An 18009-nucleotide genomic window follows, 5' to 3' on the forward strand; every position below is an offset into this window, starting at 1 on the left:
GGCCGGCGACGGTCCCGGTTTCGCCGGCTCACGTGCACCGGCCGGCGAACCGGCACCGCCGTCACGGTTCAGGTGTCCATCAGCGGTAGCCCGGGCAGCACCTTCTCGATGGTGATGGGGAAGTCACGCACGCGCACGCCGGTGGCGTTGAACACCGCGTTCGCGACCGACGCACCGGCCCCGCAGATGCCCAGCTCGCCGACGCCCTTCGCGCCCAGGACGTTGGCCTTGTCGTCGTACCCGTCGAGGATGACCGCGTCGACGTCGGGGATGTCGGCGTGGACCGGCACCAGGTACTGCGCGAAGTCCCGGTTGACGAAGGCGCCGGATCGCAGGTCGACCACGGCCTCTTCCTCGAGGGCCGCGCCGGTTCCCCAGATCATGCCGCCGATCAGCTGCGATCGAGCGGTCTTCGCGTTGAGCACGCGGCCCACCGAGAACACGCCGAGCATCCGCCGCAGACGGATCTCGGCGGTATCCGCGTCGACCCCCACTTCGGCGAAATGGGCCCCGTAGGTGTTGATCGAGTAGTCCGTGTAGTTCGGATCGTCGCCCATGAAGCGGGTACCACCCTCCGCCTCGACACCTTCCGGATGGTTGCGTGCGACGATCTCGCTCAGCGCCTCGGACGCGCCGCCGATGGCCACGTTGCCGTCGGAGAACACGGCGTCCGCCGGGTCCAGGCCGTGCAGCGGGGAGCGCATGTCGCCGCACGCCGCGTCCAGGAGCTGCTCGCGCAGGCCCATACACGCACCATGCACCGCATTGCTCGAGCTTGCGGCGCCCCACGAGCCGCCGGACCCCCAGCTGGTGGGAAAGTCGGAACGCCCGAGCTCGATGCGCACCCGATCGGTCGGCAGTCCGAGCCCGTCGGCCGCGACCTGGGTCAGGACGGTGTACGTGCCCGTGCCGAGGTCGGTCATGTCCGTCTGGACGACGGCGGTGCCGTCGGCCTCCAAGCGCACCCGCGCCGCTGTCGGCCCTTGGAAGTGCCCGCGGATGGCGGCCGACATGCCGTAGCCGACCAGCCACCGCCCGTCGCGCACGCTCGCCGGAGTGGCGGGGCGGTGCTCCCAGCCGAACCGGCGTGCGCCTTCGCGCAGGCAGTCGACCAGGTGCCGGTCGCTGTACGGCACGTCTCGCTCGGGATCGACGGTGGGCTCGTTGAGGATCCGCAGCTCGACGGGGTCCATCCCGATCGCATGCGCCAGCTCGTCCATCGCCGACTCGACCGCCAGCATGCCCGGCGCCTCGCCCGGTGCGCGTACGTCCGTCCCGGGCGGCAGATCGAGCGGCGCCAGCCGGTGGCTGGTCAACCGGTGGGGCGCGGCGTAGAGGCTGCGGGTGGTGGCGGCGGTCTGCTCGGCGTACTCCACGTCGGGGTTGGTGTGCATGGTGACGTCATGGGCGATCGCGGTCAGCTGTCCGTCCTGCTCCGCGCCCAGTCGAACCCGCTGGCTGGATGTGGGGCGGTTGCCGACGAGCTGGAAGATCTGCTGCCTCGTCATCGCGACCTTGACCGGTCGGCGCAGCTCGCGAGCGGCGAGCGCCGCCAGGATCGTCTCGGAATGGATGCCCAGCTTGGAGCCGAATCCGCCGCCGACGAAGGGGGTCACGATGTGAACCCGCTCCGGGTCGATCTGAAGCGTGGCGGCGACCGAGGACTGAGCCGCGTCGACGATCTGGCAGCTGACGTAGACGACCAGGTCCTCGTCGCGCGGTTCCGCCAGACACGCGTGCGGTTCCATCGGCATCGAGAACTCGTACGGCGTCGAGTAATGCTGGTCGACCTTGACCGCCGCGCTGTCGAACCCGGCATCGAAATCGCCGACCGCGGTGTCGGTGGGGAGACCGGCGTTGACCACCTTCGGGATGTAGACCTCGTCATCCTGCTCGTCGAACTTGAAACGTCCCCGCCCGCCGGTGTACTCGACTTCGACCAGATCGGCCGCCGCTCGGGCCTGTTCGAGGGTCGTGGCGACGACGAGTGCCACCGGCTCGCCGTAATAGTGGATGTCGGGGCCGGTCAGCACCGGCTGGGCGCGCCAGTACTCGGACGGAACGGACTCGTCACGGGCACCCTGCGCGGGCGCATTGTGATGGGTCATCACCATCTTCACGCCGGGTGCGCGTTCGGCGTTCTCGGTGTCGATCCGGGTGATGCGGCCTTTGCCGATCGTCGCGCCCACGATGAACCCGTAGAGAGGTTGGCCGGCCCCCCACTGCTCGTAGGCGTAGGTGGCCCGTCCGGCGACCTTCAACGGGCCGTCGACGCGGTTCAGAGCTTGCCCGATCATCTCGTCTCCTCAGCTCGCCTGAGCTGCTTGCGCCAGCGTGCGGCACAGCGTGCGCTTGGCCAGCTCGATCTTGAAGTCGTTCTGCCCCTGTCCCACGGCATCGCGCATCGCGGCCTCGGCGGCGGCCCGATAGGTGACCATCGTGGCTGGACGGCCGGTCAACGCGGCCTCGGCCTCGACGGACCGCCAGGGCTTGTGCGCCACACCGCCGAAAGCCACCCGCGCCTCACTGATCGTTCCCTGATCGGTCGAGACGACAGCCGCCACAGAGACCAGCGCGAACTCGTACGACGCCCGGTCTCGCACCTTGCGGTAGATCTGCCCGCCCGACGGGGGCGGGGGAAGGAGCACGCCCGTGATCATCTCGCGAGGACGCAGCACGGTCTCGATGTGCGGCGTGTCGCCCGGCAGCCGGTAGAAGTCCCCGATGGCGACGCGGCGCACCGACCCGTCGGCGTCGAGCAGCTCGATCTCCGCCTCCAGCGCGGTCATCGCGACAGCCATGTCCGAGGGGTGGGTGGCGATGCAGGAGTCGCTGGCACCGAGGAGGGCGTGAATCCGGTTGAAGCCGTCGATCGCCGAGCATCCGGAGCCGGGATCCCGTTTGTTGCAGCCCGCAGCCGTGTCGTAGAAGTAGGGGCAGCGAGTGCGCTGCAACAGATTTCCCCCGGTGGACGCCTTGTTGCGCAGCTGGCCCGAGGCGCCGGCCACCAGCGCCTCCGACAGCACCGGGTAGCGGGTACGCACCCGGGCGTCGGCGGCCACGTCGGAATTCGCCGCCTGGGCACCGATGCGCAGTCCGCCGTCCGGGAGATCCTCGATGTCCCGCAACGGAAGTCGGCTGATGTCGACCAGATGGCTGGGCTTCTCGATGTCGAGCTTCATCAGGTCGAGCAGATTGGTGCCGCCGCTGATGAACTTCGCGCCGGTTCTGGACACCGCAGCGACGGCGGCCTGTGCGTCCGTCGCCCGCTCGTACGTGAAGGACCTCATTCCGCTCCCTCCGCGATGCCACGGATGGCCGCGACGATGTTCGGATAGGCGGCGCACCGACAGATGTTGCCGCTCATCCGCTCGCGGATCTCCTCGTCGGTCAACGCGATCCGCGGTGAGGCCACGTCGGCGGTGGCATGGCTGGGCCAGCCGGCCTCCACCTCGGCAAGCATGCCGACGGCCGAACAGATCTGGCCGGGGGTGCAGTAGCCACACTGGAAGCCGTCACGCTCGACGAAGGCGCGTTGCATGGGGTGCAGGCCGTCGGGATCGCCCAGGCCTTCGATCGTCACGATCTCGTCGTCCTCATGCATCACGGCGAGCGTCAGACAGGAGTTGACGCGTCGGCCGTTGATCAGCACCGTGCAGGCGCCGCACTGCCCGTGATCACACCCCTTCTTGGTCCCGCTCAGACGCAGGTGCTCGCGCAGCGCGTCGAGCAGAGAGGTCCGTGGATCCACCTCGAGCCCTCGCACCTGATCGTTGACGTTCAACTCGATCGCCGAGAGTTGGGCCGTCTCGCCCTGGCTCCGCCCCGCGGCGCCCGTATCCGAATCGCTCACCACAGCCCGCCTTCCTCGCTGGGTGCGGGTGTCACCCTGGATATGCGTCGCCACCGTGGGGCGCGCTCCCACTCAAGGTCTCGCAAAAACCGTCGCACCGCTCGTCGGGACACGGCCGACGACGCCCGCGTCGCTCGGCCGGGCGCTCTTGCGCGGCGGCCCGGCGAGCATCCGGCGCGGGAACCCCCGCGGACCGGCGCCGAGTGGCGAAAGGTGTTCTCGGATCAGCCGGGTGGCGACGTGCCGTGAGGACGGACCACGCTCGATGAGCTGGGCCTGCGGATCCGCGATCTACTTCTCAGCGGAGCGGAGAGCCGATGGTGGCGGCGCGCCACGTCGTCTCGTCGGCGTCGAGCAGCGTGGCGATGACGGCGGGGTCCGGAAGGGGGCCGTGGTCGGCGGCGACCCGGAGAGCGGAGGCCGCGCTCAGATGGCCCAGGCGCAGCGAGCGCTCCACGGGCAGCTGTCGCATCAGGCCGCTGAGGAATCCGGCGGCGAAGGCGTCGCCGGCGCCGACCGGCTCGACCACGCGAACGGTCAGGGCGGGCACGCTGTGGGCGTCCGGCCCGACGAAGGCCGTGGCCGCGCGGGCCCCGTCCTTGACGACGAGGATGCCAGGGCCGGGCAGGAGGTCACGGACCGCGCGGGGGTCGGTGAGCGCGTCTCCCCACAGGTCCTGCGCCTCGTCGAGTCCGACGAGCACGATGTCGGCCCGGTCCGCGAGGGGCCGCAGGACGTCGGCGGCCGAGCGGCCGGACCAGAGGGCGGGGCGGTGGTTGACGTCGAAACTGACGCTGTAGGAGCGGTCGGGGCGCAGTGCCCGCTCGACGAGGGCGTGGCAGCCGGAGGACAGGGCGGGAGTGATTCCGCTGAGGTGGAGGAGCGCGGCGTCCGCCACCGTGGGGTCGTCGAGGAGTTCGGGGGTGAGGGCCGAGGCGGCGGATCCGCGGCGGTGGTAGTGGACGCGCGTGCCGTTCCTGCCGGGGTCCTTCAGGAGCAGTCCGGTGGGCCGGTCCGGGTCGGTGCGGACGCCGCTGATGTCGACGCCGCCCGCGGCGACCCGCTCCCGGACACGCCTGCCGAAGGGATCGTCGCCGAGCGCGGACACCCAGCGGACGGGGATGCCGTGGTCGGCGAGGTACAGAGCGACGTTCGACTCCGCGCCCGCGATGTCGACCCGGAGAAGGTCCGCGGCATCGAGCGGGCCGAGGGGGTCGGGGGCGAGGGCGGCCATGGTCTCGCCGACGCAGACCACGGGGCCGGGACGCAGCGGCCGGGGGGTGCTCATGGTGGGTCTCTCCTAGCGGGTGTCGGCGAAGATCGTGGCGTCCGCGGTGCCCACCGGGCGGTACGACGCGGCAGGCGCCCCGGGTATGTCCACGCGCGCAGCGAAGACGGCGCCGTCGAGCGGACCGGGTTCGGGCAGACCGATGCGGGCGCTGGTGACGAGGAGGGTGCGGCCGTCGGGGCCGCCGAGGCAGAGCCCTGCGGGCTGGACGGCGGCCAGTTCCACGACCCGGTCGAGGGTGCCGTCGGGGTGGTAGCGGTGGACCTGCCCGGTGCCCCAGACGGCGGTCCACAGCCCGCCCTCGGCGTCGGCCGTCATGCCGTCGGGACTGCCGGAACCGAGCGTGACGAAGAGGCCGGGCTCGCCCAGGTCTCCGGTGTCGGGGTCGACGGGGTAGCGCCGGATGACGCCGCGGGCGCTGTCGGCGAGATACATGACGGTTCCGTCGGTGGTGAACGCCGGGCCGTTCGGCACGGTGATGTCCCGCAGCACCCGGGTGACGCGGCCGTCGCGGTCCACGCGGTAGAGCGAGCCCGCGTCCTCGGTCGCGTCGTAGGCCATGCTGCCTGCCCAGAAACGGCCGTGCGGGTCGGCCACGCCGTCGTTCATCCGCATCGGCACCGGGGCCTCGTCCTCGGGGCGTGCGATCCAGTCGACGCGTCCCGCCTCGTCGATACGGCAGATGCCGGTACCCGCCGCCGCGATCCACCGGCCGGGCCGTCCCTCGACCGGGGCCACCGCGCCCAGCGGAAAGGGCAGTCGGACGATCAGCCCGAGCGATGCGGCGGGGTCGTCGGGGGCGGACAGCAGCCGCCCGGAGAGGATGTCGGTCAGGACCGCGCCCCCGTCCGTCCAGCGGATGCCCTCGCCGAGTTCGAGGCGATCGGTCCCGTGGACCGTGGGCGTGGTCACGGGCGGGGCTCCTGGCGTACGACGTCCAGGAACTCCCGTGCGCGCTCGCGAAGGCCGGCGAGGCTGCCTCCGTCGGCCGCGTCCGCGATCAGGGGCGAGCCGACGCCGACGGCCGTGGCCCCGCTCCGCAGATACTCGCCGGCGGCCGGGGCGTCCACTCCTCCGACGGGCACGAAGGGCAGGTCCGGGAAGGGGCCGCGCAGGTCGCGCAGATATCCGGGGCCTCCGGCGCTTCCGGCAGGGAAGAGCTTGAGGGCTTCGGCGCCGAGGCGCAGCGCCTGAAGGATGTCGGTCGGTGTCATGACCCCCGCGAGCACCGGGAGTCCGAGCTCCCTGCCGGTGGCGATGCCGTCGCTGACCGCCGGGGTGACGAGGAACGCGGCTCCGGCCCGGTGGGCGGCCCGCGCGTCGTCGGCGGTGAGGACGGTGCCCGCGCCGAGCGTGGCCTCCGGGCCGAGCGCGGCGCGGGCCCGGGCGATGACGTCGAGGGCGTCGCGCCCGCTGAGGGACACCTCGACGAGTGTGACGCCCTCCTCCACGAGAGTGAGGACGGTCTTGAGTGCGGCGTCCGGGTCGCTGCCGCGGACGATGGCGAGCAGCCGGTGCGCGCGCAGCGCGGTGAGCAGGTCCATCGGACATCCCTTTCTGTGCTGGGGTTCAGGAGCGGCGGTTCGCGGTGATCGTGAGCCGCCAGGTGACCTCGCCGGACGCGGGCACGACGGCCGTGTCGCCGTCGTGCGCCGCCGTGCGGTCGAAGACGCGGCCGAGCAGGGGCTCGACGCCGACCGATCGGTACGGCGCACCTCGGGGGAAGCCACCGAGGTTGCGCCACAGGGCGATGGAGACCGGCTGGCCGGAGGCCTCGACGGACAGGTGGAGTGTGTCCTGGCCGTCGTGCACGGATACGTGCGGGGCGAGCACGACGGCGCCGACGGCGGTGCCGTCGTCCGGTCCGAGCCGGTCCAGCGGGATGCCGCTGACGCGCGGCCAGGTGCCGGTGACCCAGCGCGCGCCCTCGTCCGGATACAGCCGGGTCACGGCGGGCCCCTCGATGCCGATCCGGGCGTCCGTGGACAGGTCCAGCAGGGCGTGCGCGGCCCAGACGAATCGGTAGCCCGGTTCGGCGGTGAGCGTGTAGTCGGCGACGGCCGCCCCCGCGTCCGTGCCGAGACGGCGGGTCAGTCGGAACTCGGGGCAGTCGACGACGTCGCGGCGCCCGTCCCGCCGCCACGGCCGCGACCAGACGTCCCCGTGGTCGGGGAGCCCGCGTACCGTGGGCACGCACTCCTCCAGCCCTCCGGCGTCGGCGAACACATCGCCGGGCACGACCCGGGAGCGGCGCGGCTCGCCGCGGTGCCAGAGCCATTCGCGTCCGCCGGCCGTCAGCGAGGTCCAGCGTCCGCCGTGCCCGGGGTCGGTGGCGACGGACACGGGGAGCCGGGTGCCGCTCACCATTCGGCGAAGGAGCCGTCGGCGTGACGCCACACGGGGTTGCGCCAGGTGTGGCCCGTGCGGTCGGCCGCGCGGACGGCGTCCTCGTCGACGGTGATGCCGAGGCCGGGCAGTTCGGTGCGGTGCGCCTGACCGTCGACGAAGCGGAAGGGCTCGGTGTCGACCACGTACGACAGCAGGTCCGCGTCCTTGTTGTAGTGGATGCCGCGGCTCTGCTCCTGGATCAGGAAGTTGGGCGTGGCAAAGGCGACCTGAAGACTGGCGGCCAGCGCGATGGGCCCGAGCGGGCAGTGCGGTGCCAGGTGGGCCCCGAAGGTCTCGGCGAGCGAGGCGATCCGGGTGACCTCGGATATCCCGCCGGCGTGCGACAGGTCCGGCTGGGCCACGGCGATGCCCGCGGTCAGTGCCGGGAGGAATTCGGCGCGTCCGTAGAGCCTTTCGCCGGTGGCGAGCGGGACCGACGACGCGGCGACCAGGCCCGCGAGCAGGTGCGCCTGGTCGGGCAGCACGGGTTCCTCGACGAACAGCGGGTGCAGCGGCTCTATCTCGTGCAGGACACGGCGTGCGTTGGCGGCGCTGAACCGGCCGTGGAAGTCGACGGCGACGTCCCGGTGCGGGCCGAGTGCCTCGCGGGCCGCCGCCACCCGCTCGACGACGGCGGCCGTCTCGGCGGGGCTGGTCAGTGGCGGGGTGCGCCCGGCGGCGTTCATCTTGACGGCGGTGAAGCCCGCCTCGACCTGTGCGGTGATCTCGTCCTTGAGCCGCGCGGGTTCGTCGCCGCCCACCCAGGCGTACACCCGGACCGTGTCGCGGACGGGCCCGCCGAGCAGGGTATGGACCGGCACGCCCAGGGTGCGGCCGGCGATGTCCCACAGGGCCTGGTCGAGGCCGGCCACGGCGCTGGAGAGCACGGGTCCGCCCCGGTAGAAACCGCCCTTGCTCAGCACCTGCCAGTGGTCCTGGATACGCAGCGGATCCTGGCCCACGAGCTGTTCGGCCAGGACCTCGACGGCGGCTCTCACCACCTCGGCCCGGCCCTCGACCACCGGTTCGCCCCAGCCGACCACACCCTCGTCGGTCTCGATCCGGCAGAACAGCCAGCGGGGCGGGATGAGGAAGGTCTCGACACGCGCGATCTTCACTTTGCCTGGCCGTCCTTCGCTTCGGCGGAGCCGTCCGCGCTCTCGGCCCCGTGCGGGCCGCTGACCTTGTCCAGGTCCCGCATCGCCTGGTCGAGCAGGGCGCGCATGGCGTGCTCGGCGGCGTCCGGATCCCGGTCCCGTACGGCGTCGAGGACGGCCCGGTGGCTGGGCACCGGGTCCTCGCTGTGCGGGGCGCTGTGCACGATCTGGTCGCGCTGGGCCAGGCCCGACTCGATGACCATCTCCATGCGTTCCAGCAGTTCGTTGTGGGTGGCCGCCAGCAGCGCCCGGTGGAAGGCGAGGTCGGACTCGACGGCGTGACTCGCGCTGCTCTCCTCGCCCATGGCGGCCAGTGCCGCCTCCAGCGCTTCGAGGTCGGCCTCGGTACGGCGGGTCGCGGCCAGCCGGACGGCGGCCGGTTCGATGATGCCGCGGACCTCTCCGAGGTTGCGCAGCAGCGCGAGGTCGGCACCGGTGCCGTTGCTCTCGGAGAACTGCCACCGCAGGACATCGGCGTCGAGCAGATTCCAGTTGGCGCGCGGCCGCACGAAGGTGCCGCGCTTCTGGCGGGCGTCGACCATGCCCTTCGCCGCGAGGACCTTCAGAGATTCGCGCAGGGCCGTCAGGCTGACGTCCAGTTCGCTCTGCAGGGCCGCCATGTCGAGCGTCGCTCCCTCGGGGATCTCGCCGCTGAGCACCCGGCGGGCGAGGGTCTCCACGGTCTGGCCGTGCACTCCGCGGCGCGCGTATGGCGTCATGTGTTTGCCTTTCTTGCTGGTCGGTCGGGGGCTGGGGTGGCGGGCCGGCCGGGCCCGTCAGGCGGACGCTTTGACGACGCTCCAGCCGCCGTCCACGAGCAGGCTCGATCCGGTGATGTACGAGGCTTCGTCGGCGGCGAGGAAGGCCACGGCTGCCGCGACCTCCTCGGGGGTGCCGAAGCGCCGGGCCGCGGTCTCCTCGACGCTCGACTCACGTTCGTGCTGCGGCACCCTGTCCCACGCGGCGGTGAGGATGGGCCCCGGCAGCACGGCGTTGACCCGTACCTGCGGGCCGTACTCGACCGCGAGCTGTCCGCACAGCGAGAGCAGGGCGCCCTTGCTCGCCGCGTACGCCGGGTGGCCCGGGATGCCGCGGTGCGCGTGCACGGAGGAGGTGAGCACCACGGCTCCCCGGTGGTCGCGCAGATCGGGCAGCGCCGCCTTGAAGCCGAGGAAGGCCCCCGTGAGGTTGACGGACAGCTGCCGTTCCCAGGAGGCGAGCGTCATCTCGTGGGCGGGCAGCACCTGGACCGTAAAGGCGTTGCTGACCAGGACGTTGACGGGCCCGAAGGTGTGGGCGGCGTCCATCACCCGTTGCCAGTCCTCCTCCTGCGCGACGTCGGTGGTGACGAAGACGGCCTTCGCGCCGTCCTTGCGGAGCCGCGCCGCCGTGTCCTCGCCGCGTTCGGCGTCGATGTCCGCGAGGACGACGGCCGCGCCCTCGGCGGCGAGGCGCGCCGCGGTGGCCGCCCCGATGCCCGAGGCGGCGCCGGTGACTACGGCAACACGGTTGGTGAAGCGGGCCGCTGGGTTCATGGGGCGGTTCGTCTCCTGTCCGAGGGTGGTGGGTGGGAGTGCAGATTCTGTCGCGGTCGTCACTGCCGGACCAGGACGACCAGTTCCGCGTCGTGCCCGGCGGTCCAGGCGAACGGCAGTCCGGAGTGGAGCAGATGGGTGCCGCTGTAGCGGGTGCCGGAGTCCTGGTCCGTGTAGACCGCGTCCGGCGCCAGGCCGCGCAGCCGCAGCCGGGCAGCCCTGCCGGGCACCAGGGGCGCGCCGTCCAGGGCCCCGGTGCTCCAGGCCGTCACCACCAGGCGTCCGCCACCGGGTTCCTCGTACTGGATGCCGCAGGTGGGGTCGGCCGGGCTGCCCAACAGGTGGACCTCGCCGTGGTGGACGACGTCGCGGACGTCCTTGTAGCGGTCGATCCACCCGGTCGCCTCCGCGCGCTGCTCCGGGGTCCACTCGCGGATGTCGGCGCCGATGCCCAGCACGCCGGCGACGGAGTTGACGAACCGGAAGGCGAGCGAGCGGGGCCGCGGGTCGAATACGCCGGGGGCGTCGGTGACCCAGGAGCTCATGGTGTGCGGGGCATGGGCATGGAGGTAGCCGTACTGGATACGCAGCCGGTCCAGCGGCGCGGTGTTGTCGCTGGGCCATACGACGTCGGTGCGGGCGAGGGTGGCGTGCTCGACACGGGCGCCGCCGCCGGCGCAGCCCTCCACGGTGACGTGTGGGTGGGCGGTACGCAGGTGGTCCAGGACCCGCAGGTAGCCGGCCACGTGAGCGGCGTCCAGATCCAGGTGTTCCGGATCGTCGCCCGAGGGGCGGCCGCGCTCGGTGGGTGGCCGGTTCATGTCCCACTTCAGGTAGCTGATGGCGTGGTCGCCGAGGAGCCGGTCGAGGGTGGCGATGACGAAGTCCTGCACGTCCGTGCGGCCGAGGTCGAGCAGGAGTTGATTGCGTACGAGCGTGGCGGGGCGGCCGTCGAGACGGTAGACCCACTCGGGGTGCTCGGCGTACAGCTTGGATCGGGGGCTGATCCCCTCGGGTTCGACCCACAGGCCGAAGTCCATGCCGAGCGCGCGGACCTCGTCGACGAACCGGTCGAAACCGTCGGGGAATCCGGCCGGGTCCGGCTCCCAGTCACCGAGGCCGCCGGTGTCGTCGTGGCGTCCGGTGAACCAGCCGTCATCGACGACGAACAGTTCGGCGCCGAGGTCCGCGGCGGCCTTGGCTAGCTCCAGTTGCGCTGCGGCGTCGACGTCGAAGCCGGTCGCTTCCCAGGAGTTGTAGAGCACCTTGCGGGGCCGGTCCATACGGTCGCCGGTCAGCCGACGCTCGTAGCGGTGCCACACACGGGCCAGCCCGTCGAGGCCGTCCGCGCTGAAGGCACAGGCCAGCCGGGGCGTGGTGAGGGTGGCGCCAGGAGCGAGGCGGACGGCGCCCTCGTGCGGCACCCGGCCGGCGCGGACCCGCACCGAACCGCCGGGTTCGGCGTCGGCGCTGATCCGCCAGTTCCCGGACCACTCCAGGGCGATGCCGTAGGTGGGGGTGGCGCCCTCGGCCGGGGCGGCAGCGTCCTGGACCGCGAGCCAGGGGGCGTACGCGTGACCGGCGGCGCCCTGGGTGCTCTCCATCTCGAAGCGGCCGCGCTCCAGTTCCAGCTGCTTCAGCTGGAACTCCTGCGACCACTGGCCGGCCAGGTAGGTCAGCCGGGCGCCGCCTTGGGCGGGCACGTTGACGGCGGCGGAGTCGAAGCGCTCGACGCGCAGTTCCCGGTCGCCGATGCAGGTCAGCTCCGTCCAGCGCAGGATGACATCGGTGCCGGGGACCGTCTCGTAGCACAGCGTCGTGCGCAGACCGAGGACCTCGTCGGTGAAGTCCAGGCGCAGCGCTCGGTCACCGTCCGCAGTGGCACCGGTGAACCGCCACCAACTGCCGCGGTCGCCGCCGGGGAGCTGGGCGATCAGGTCTGCTCCGGTGAACGGCCGCAGCCCGTACGGGATGTACTCGGCGGGCGCCGCATCGGCCGGGGTGATGAAGTGAGTGCGCCGCGACCAGTCCATCGGCGACGGACCTTGTTCCACGCCCTGCGGCCCCCACGCGGCAAGTTCGGCCCAGCGGCCGTCCCCGCCGAGGGTGACGGCATAGGTGGTCGTGTCGGTGCGCAGCAACCACTGCTCGTGCCCGGTCACTTGACGGCCCCAAGGTTGAGTCCGGCCACGAAGTGGCGCTGGAAGCGGAGGAAGACGGCCACGGTCGGGGCGGCGGCGATCACCGATCCGGCCGCGATGACGTTCCACATGGACACGTACTGACCCTGCAGCCCGATGAGGGACGCGGTGATGGGCATCTGGGTGTCCGTACGGAGCACGGTGATGGCCCACAGCAGGTCGTTGAAGATCCAGGTGAACGACAGGGCGCTCAGCGCGGCGAGCGCCGGGCGTGCCAGCGGCAGGATGATCCGCCAGTAGATCTGCCAGGGACTCGCGCCGTCGATGACCGCGGCCTGCTGGATCTCTCCGGGGATCGACCGCATGAAGCCGTGCAGGACGAAGACGTAGAAGCCGACGCCGAAGCCGACCTGCACCCCGATCAGCGCGTACAACTGGTCGTAGATGCCGAGCATCTCGCTGAGTTTGGAGACGGGGATCAGCAGGATCTGCGGGGGCAGCAGGTTGCCGCCGAGCATCAGGAGCAGCAGGACGCGGCGCAGCGGCAGGTCGTAGCGGCTGAGTGCGAACGCCGCCATGGAGGCCAGGCCCAGCGAGAGCAGCACGGTGGGGACGGAGACCAGCACGCTGTTGATGAGGGCCTGCTGCTGGCCTCCGTCCACCCACGCCTGACGGAAGCCGTCGAAGGTGAAGGAGTGCGGCCAACTGCCCACCCCGTGCGCGGCGATGTCGTCAAAGGTGCGGGTGCTGGTGACCAGGACGAGGACGATCGGCAGCAGCCACAGAGCGGACAGCAGGCCCGCCGAGACGTGGAAACCGGTGGTGCGCCAGGCGCGGCCGCGGGCGAACGGCCGGCCGGCCGCCGGCGTCGGCACGGGGGCCGGCTCCGATCGGTCCTTCACGGTTTCGGAGACGTGGGTCGCGGTCATCAGTCGGCCTCCCGGAAGGCGCGCACGAGGTAGCTGGCGATGACACCGAAGGCCAGCACGAAGATGACGACGGCGAGCGCGGAGCCGTAGCCCAGCCGCAGGGACTGGAACGCGGTGGAGTACATGTAGGTGCTCAGCAGTTCGGAGGAGTGGTACGGGCCGCCACGGGTGAGCGCCCACACGACGTCGAACGACCGCAGCGAGTCGATGACGATGACCGACAGGACGACCGCGTTGACGCTCTTGAGCTGCGGCAGCGTGATGTGCCGGAACTGCTGCAGCCGGCTCGCGCCGTCGACCTTGGCCGCCTCGTACAGTGCGGGGTCGATGCCCTTGAGGCCGGCGAGGTAGAGCACCATGACGTAACCGACCTGGCGCCACAGCGCGGGCACGATCACCGCGTAGAAGGCGGTGTCCTGGTCGGCCAGCCAGGCGTGCCGCCAGTTCCCGAGGCCGACGGCCGACAGCACATTGTTGATCAGGCCGTCCGGCTGGTACATGGCCTGCCACACCAACGCGGTGGCGACCAGCGAGAAGACCACCGGCAGGAACAGCGCCGCCCGGTAGAACCCGACGCCGCGCCGCTCCTGCTGGAGCAGCAGCGCGGCACCGAGTCCGAGGGCGGCGGACAGCCCGCCGAAGAGCACCAACCACAGCACCGTGTTCCAGGCGGCGGTGCGGAAGACCGAATCGTGCACCATCTCGCTGAAGTTGCCGAGTCCGACGAAGGTCGGCGCCGACAGGCCGTCCCACGAGGTCAACGAGAGGTAGAAGCCCTGCATGGCGGGCCAGAAGACCCAGAAGGCCTCGGCGAGCAGCGGCAGGAGGACGAAGGCCAGGACCACCGGGGGCACCCGCGTGGCCCTGGACCGTCGTGCGGAGCCGATCAGCGCCATGGTCACTGGCTCCAGATCTTCTGGGCGCCGCGCTGCCAGGTGGTGAGGATGGAGCCGATCTGCTTGGGCTTGGCCAGGTAGTGGACCAGCGCCGTGTCGGCGGTCGGCTGGAGGGCGTCGCTGGAGTCGCGGTTGAAGAACTGGGTGAGGTCGGCGGCGCCCTCGATGAGCTTGCGGCCCTTGAGCACCAGGGGCGTGCCGCTGTCCTTGGCGTCGGGGTGGGTCGGCAGCGTGGTGCCCGAGGAGCTCTTGAGGTACATCTCCTGGGACTCGGCGGTGGCCAGGTAGCGCAGGAGTTCCTTGACGCCGTCGATGCGCTTGGTGCGGGCACTGGCGAAGTAGCCGTCGGTGGGAGCCTCCTCGGCCACCGGGATCTTCGGGTCGATGATGGGGAACTGGAAGAAGTCCAGGTCGCCGAGGGCGTCCTTGGGTGCGGCGTCGGCGAAGAAGGTGCCGATCAGCATCATGCCCGTGCGGCCCTGGAGCAGCGCGGTGGTGGCGTCCTGGAAGGGGATCGCCGTGCCGTTGGGGTCGAAGAAGGGGCGGGCCTCGTCCCAGCGGTCGAAGACCTTCCGGACCTCGGGGTCGTCGAAACGGTGCTTGCCCGCGAGAAGTTCGCGGTGGTACGTCGCGCCGTTGACGCGGATGTTGAGGTAGTCGAACCATGCGGAGGCCACCCACGGGGTGTCGCCGCCGGCGCCGAGCCCGATCGGGGCTACGCCCTTGCTCTTGAGCTTGTCGCACAGGTCGAGGAACTCGTCCCAGCTCTTGGGCTCCTGCACGCCCCACTTGGCGAAGTTGGACTTCCGGTAGAACATGCCCCACCAGTAGTAGCTGGTGGGTACGAAGACCTTCTTGCCGCTGGAGGCGGAGGTGGACAGCTTCTTCAGCGCGTCGGAGTAGCCGGCGAGCTCCGGCTTCTCCCAGATGTCGCTGATGTCGAGGAGGAGATCCTTCTTGGCATACGATTCGGCGACCGACCCGGGGTACCAGGTGTAGACGTCCGGCGGGGTGGCCGAGGTGAGGTAGGTCGGCAGCTGGGTGCGGAAGGTCTCCGAGGCGACGGTGTTGAGCTGCGCCTTGGCGTCCCCGCGCTTGTCGAATGCGGCGGTGATCGCCTTCATGGCCGTCTTGGCCTGCGGGGAGGAGAGGTTGGACTGCAGGGTCACCGGGCCACCGGACTTTCCTCCGGTGGCGGACGGACTCTGGGTGACGCAGCCGCTGAGGAGCGTGCCGGCGCCGACGGCGCCTGCTCCTACGATGAATTTGCGGCGGGTGGCGTTGAAGGCGGTCATCTGTGCACTCCCTATGTGCCCACGGAACGGAGTTGAGGCCCCCTGACGGCCCGGCTCTGGGTGCGGCAGACACAGCCTGTCGCAGAGGTCGGAGCGCCGTCAAGATTAATTACTAATTTATTCTTCGGAGGGTGTGCCTCTGGCCCCAGAACGGCCCGGAGGCACACCCGGTGGAACTGATGGAGCGGGACGGGGCGGGTGAGACCGAGCTCAGAGCTCGCTCTGGTGGACGCGGCCGTCCACCCCACGGAAGGCGGCCAGCACGCTGCCGTCCGGCCCCGCGACGGCGCCGAGCGCGCCGTCGAAGACGCCGCTCACGAAGTCGTTCTGCGGGGTCCAGCCGGCCCAGCCGTCCGCCGCGGTCCAACTGCGCTGCCAGAGCGTGTAGTCACCGGCCCGCGCATACAGGTGCACCGTGCCGCCGGAGGCGACCAGTGTCGGACTGCCGCTGATCGTGCCGCCCAGCGCGGTCCACGACGACCACGTCCCCGAGGTGTCGCGGGTCCGCCACCACACCGCGTCGTCAGCGGTACGCACGGCCACGTGGAGCCGCCCTGCGTCGTCGACGACGGCTGACGGCCTCCCGGAGAACGGCCGGTCCTGCGGCGCCCCGAGCGACGTCCAACCGGAGGCGGCGCCGCGCGACCACACGCTGCCGTCCGCGCCGCGCGCGAACAGCGTCCAGTCGTCCGGGGCGGCGAAGGCCGCGGTCGGCGCGTCCGTCAGCGTCCCGCCCAGACTCTGCCAGCGTCCCCAGCGCCCGTCGGCGTAGACCCGCCGGTAGGCCGTGTCGTCCGTGCCGCGGACGAAGACGTCGATCCGGCCGCCGGACGACGCGTAGGCCGCGGGCTGGCCCAGGATGCGGCCGTGCGTCGGCCCGCCCAGATCGGTGGTCGCGGCCTTCGACCAGTCGCCGCCGCGCGCGGTCTGCGCGCGCAGGGCGCCGTCCGTGCCGCGGGTGAACACCGTCAGCCGGTCGCCGTCGCGTACCAGCGCCGGACTCGCCGACGACCGTCCGGGCAGCTGTGTACCGGGGGCGTCATCCGTACCCGTCAGCTCGAGGAACGCGGTGCCGTGCGCGGGCACCGACACCGTGTACGAGCCGGTGTGCGTACCCCGGGCCGCACGGGCCCGCAGGTCGCGCACCGCGACCGGGCCGTTCAGGCCGGCGTCGGAGAACCGCACGGTACGCTCCTGCGCCTGGTCGGAGCGGTTGAGCAGGACGACCGCGCGCTTGCCGGCACCCTTCAGCACCTTGCTGTACACGTCACCGACGGAGTCGGTCGCCACGCGCACGCCCTGGATGCCGAGCGGATCCTGGTCCACACCGATGATCTCGGGGTTGCGCAGGGTGTCGATCATGGACTGCGGCAGGGTGCGGGGGTCGCTTCCCAGCACCAGCGGCGAAGCCATCTCGGCCCACATCACGAACTGCGTGGTGGACTCCTCCTCCGACAGCTCGTAGCCGCCCTCGGCGAGCTTGCGCATGGGGATGAGGTAGTCGGGGTCGTTGTAGTGGCCCGGCCCCTGGGCCTCGGGGTGCCAGGCGTTGGCGTCCATGTTGCGCAGGATGTTCGGCCACTCCCCCGCCGTCGGGGTGCCCCAGGCGATGTCGGTGCCGGTGCGCCAGGAATCGGCGGTCGTCGGCCCGTAGACGAAGGAGTTGTGCGCGTCCTGCTCGGGGGTGTGCGGCAGACCCCAGTCGTCGGTGAGCGGGTTGCACAGGTTGAGCAGCATCCGCCGCCCGGACTTGGCCACGGCGTCGCTGAACTCCTTGAACGCCGGTCCGGGATCAAGCTTCTCGCCGATCCCGCACAGGAAGTCCACCTTGATCGCGTCGATCTTCCACCCGGCGAACTGGCGGGCGTCCTGCTCGTAGTGACCGCGACTGCCCAGCCCACAGCTCTTGCCGCCGTCGTAGGTGCCGGCGTCGGTGTAGATCCCGGCCTTCAGGCCCCGCTGGTGAAGGTAGGTCACCAGTGCCGGAATCCCCGAGGGGAAGCGGGTGGGGTTCGCCACCAGCCGGCCGGTCGCCTCGTCACGCGGGGCGTCCGCCTGCCAGCCGCCGTCCAGCCAGACGATGTTGTAGCCGCTGTCGCGCAGCCCGCTGCCGACCAGATGGTCGGCAACCTCTCTGACCTGGTCCTCCGTCGGGGCGCCGAGCCCGTAGTACGTGTTCCATCCCATGTACGGCGTGGGGGCGAGGCCGCTGTCGTAGTACTGCGGCGCGCCCTGGTCGTCCGCGGCCTGCGCCGCGGGCACTGCCGTCCCGACCAGCACCACGGCGCCGAGCACGACCGCGGTACGCCGCACTCGCGCCATCCCTGCACGATGCGAAGTCACTTGAATCTCCCGAGAGTTGGGGTCCATGAGGCAACCCCGCCCGGCGTTCGCGCAGGGCGTCGGTGCCACGGCGGAAACTGTGGTCGGACCCTCGAAACCTGTCAACATTAATTGCTAATTAACTTAAAAACGCATTTACGGAGGGCGTTTTGTCCACCGAGTCACGCGCCGCGGGACCACCTGA

Annotated in this window: 15 protein-coding genes; all 15 read right to left on the reverse strand. The window is 71.3% G+C overall.

The features are described from left to right. Nucleotides 1-68: 68 nt before the first annotated feature. The 15 genes from OG963_RS07655 to OG963_RS07725 all read right to left on the reverse strand — a co-directional run bounded on the left by OG963_RS07655 (nucleotide 69) and on the right by OG963_RS07725 (nucleotide 17804). Entirely contained in the window at nucleotides 69-2297 is a 2229-nt protein-coding gene (locus tag OG963_RS07655) for a xanthine dehydrogenase family protein molybdopterin-binding subunit (RefSeq protein WP_093929167.1), read from the reverse strand. A gap of 9 nt (nucleotides 2298-2306) precedes the next feature. Further along, nucleotides 2307-3290: a xanthine dehydrogenase family protein subunit M gene (locus tag OG963_RS07660; RefSeq protein ID WP_093770197.1), complete on the reverse strand. Its 984-nt coding sequence runs from the start codon at nucleotides 3288-3290 to the stop codon at nucleotides 2307-2309. Continuing rightward, complete coding sequence (locus tag OG963_RS07665; protein ID WP_093929298.1) at nucleotides 3287-3853, reverse strand: 2Fe-2S iron-sulfur cluster-binding protein; 567 nt, start codon at nucleotides 3851-3853, stop codon at nucleotides 3287-3289. Before OG963_RS07665 ends, OG963_RS07660 begins: the two co-directional genes overlap by 4 nt. 298 nt (nucleotides 3854-4151) lie before the next feature. Beyond that, nucleotides 4152-5141: a sugar kinase gene (locus OG963_RS07670; RefSeq protein ID WP_093770196.1), complete on the reverse strand. Its 990-nt coding sequence runs from the start codon at nucleotides 5139-5141 to the stop codon at nucleotides 4152-4154. Between the two features lie 12 nt (nucleotides 5142-5153). After that, nucleotides 5154-6053, reverse strand: coding sequence for an SMP-30/gluconolactonase/LRE family protein (locus tag OG963_RS07675; RefSeq protein ID WP_093770195.1), 900 nt, complete (start codon nucleotides 6051-6053; stop codon nucleotides 5154-5156). Beyond that, nucleotides 6050-6685 (reverse strand): bifunctional 4-hydroxy-2-oxoglutarate aldolase/2-dehydro-3-deoxy-phosphogluconate aldolase, encoded by a 636-nt coding sequence (locus OG963_RS07680; protein WP_371798686.1) that lies wholly within the window; start codon nucleotides 6683-6685, stop codon nucleotides 6050-6052. The genes OG963_RS07675 and OG963_RS07680 overlap by 4 nt, the downstream gene beginning before the upstream one ends. 25 nt (nucleotides 6686-6710) lie before the next feature. Continuing rightward, nucleotides 6711-7508, reverse strand: coding sequence for a hypothetical protein (locus OG963_RS07685; RefSeq protein WP_093770194.1), 798 nt, complete (start codon nucleotides 7506-7508; stop codon nucleotides 6711-6713). Beyond that, nucleotides 7502-8647 (reverse strand): galactonate dehydratase, encoded by a 1146-nt coding sequence (gene dgoD / locus OG963_RS07690; RefSeq protein WP_030924283.1) that lies wholly within the window; start codon nucleotides 8645-8647, stop codon nucleotides 7502-7504. The genes OG963_RS07685 and dgoD overlap by 7 nt, the downstream gene beginning before the upstream one ends. Continuing rightward, complete coding sequence (locus OG963_RS07695) at nucleotides 8644-9405, reverse strand: FadR/GntR family transcriptional regulator (RefSeq protein ID WP_371798687.1); 762 nt, start codon at nucleotides 9403-9405, stop codon at nucleotides 8644-8646. The genes dgoD and OG963_RS07695 overlap by 4 nt, the downstream gene beginning before the upstream one ends. Nucleotides 9406-9462: 57 nt before the next feature. Beyond that, the gene (locus tag OG963_RS07700) at nucleotides 9463-10221 is read right to left on the reverse strand and encodes an SDR family NAD(P)-dependent oxidoreductase (protein ID WP_093770193.1); all 759 of its coding nucleotides are present in this window, start codon (nucleotides 10219-10221) and stop codon (nucleotides 9463-9465) included. A 59-nt stretch (nucleotides 10222-10280) separates the two neighbouring features. Further along, on the reverse strand, nucleotides 10281-12383 hold the full coding sequence (locus OG963_RS07705) for an alpha-galactosidase (protein WP_371798688.1): 2103 nt from the start codon (nucleotides 12381-12383) through the stop codon (nucleotides 10281-10283). Continuing rightward, a complete protein-coding gene (locus OG963_RS07710) occupies nucleotides 12380-13291 on the reverse strand; it encodes a carbohydrate ABC transporter permease (RefSeq protein ID WP_256223309.1) in 912 nt (303 codons plus the stop codon). The genes OG963_RS07705 and OG963_RS07710 overlap by 4 nt, the downstream gene beginning before the upstream one ends. Next, entirely contained in the window at nucleotides 13291-14187 is an 897-nt protein-coding gene (locus tag OG963_RS07715; RefSeq protein ID WP_093770191.1) for a carbohydrate ABC transporter permease, read from the reverse strand. The genes OG963_RS07710 and OG963_RS07715 overlap by 1 nt, the downstream gene beginning before the upstream one ends. Nucleotides 14188-14189: 2 nt before the next feature. Further along, entirely contained in the window at nucleotides 14190-15482 is a 1293-nt protein-coding gene (locus OG963_RS07720) for an ABC transporter substrate-binding protein (RefSeq protein WP_093770190.1), read from the reverse strand. Nucleotides 15483-15692: 210 nt separating this feature from the next. After that, on the reverse strand, nucleotides 15693-17804 hold the full coding sequence (locus tag OG963_RS07725; RefSeq protein WP_327420786.1) for a glycoside hydrolase family 27 protein: 2112 nt from the start codon (nucleotides 17802-17804) through the stop codon (nucleotides 15693-15695). Between the last annotated feature and the right edge of the window lie 205 nt (nucleotides 17805-18009).

The organism is Streptomyces sp. NBC_01707, assembly GCF_041438805.1.
In the GTDB taxonomy this organism is placed as follows: Bacteria; Actinomycetota; Actinomycetes; order Streptomycetales; family Streptomycetaceae; genus Streptomyces.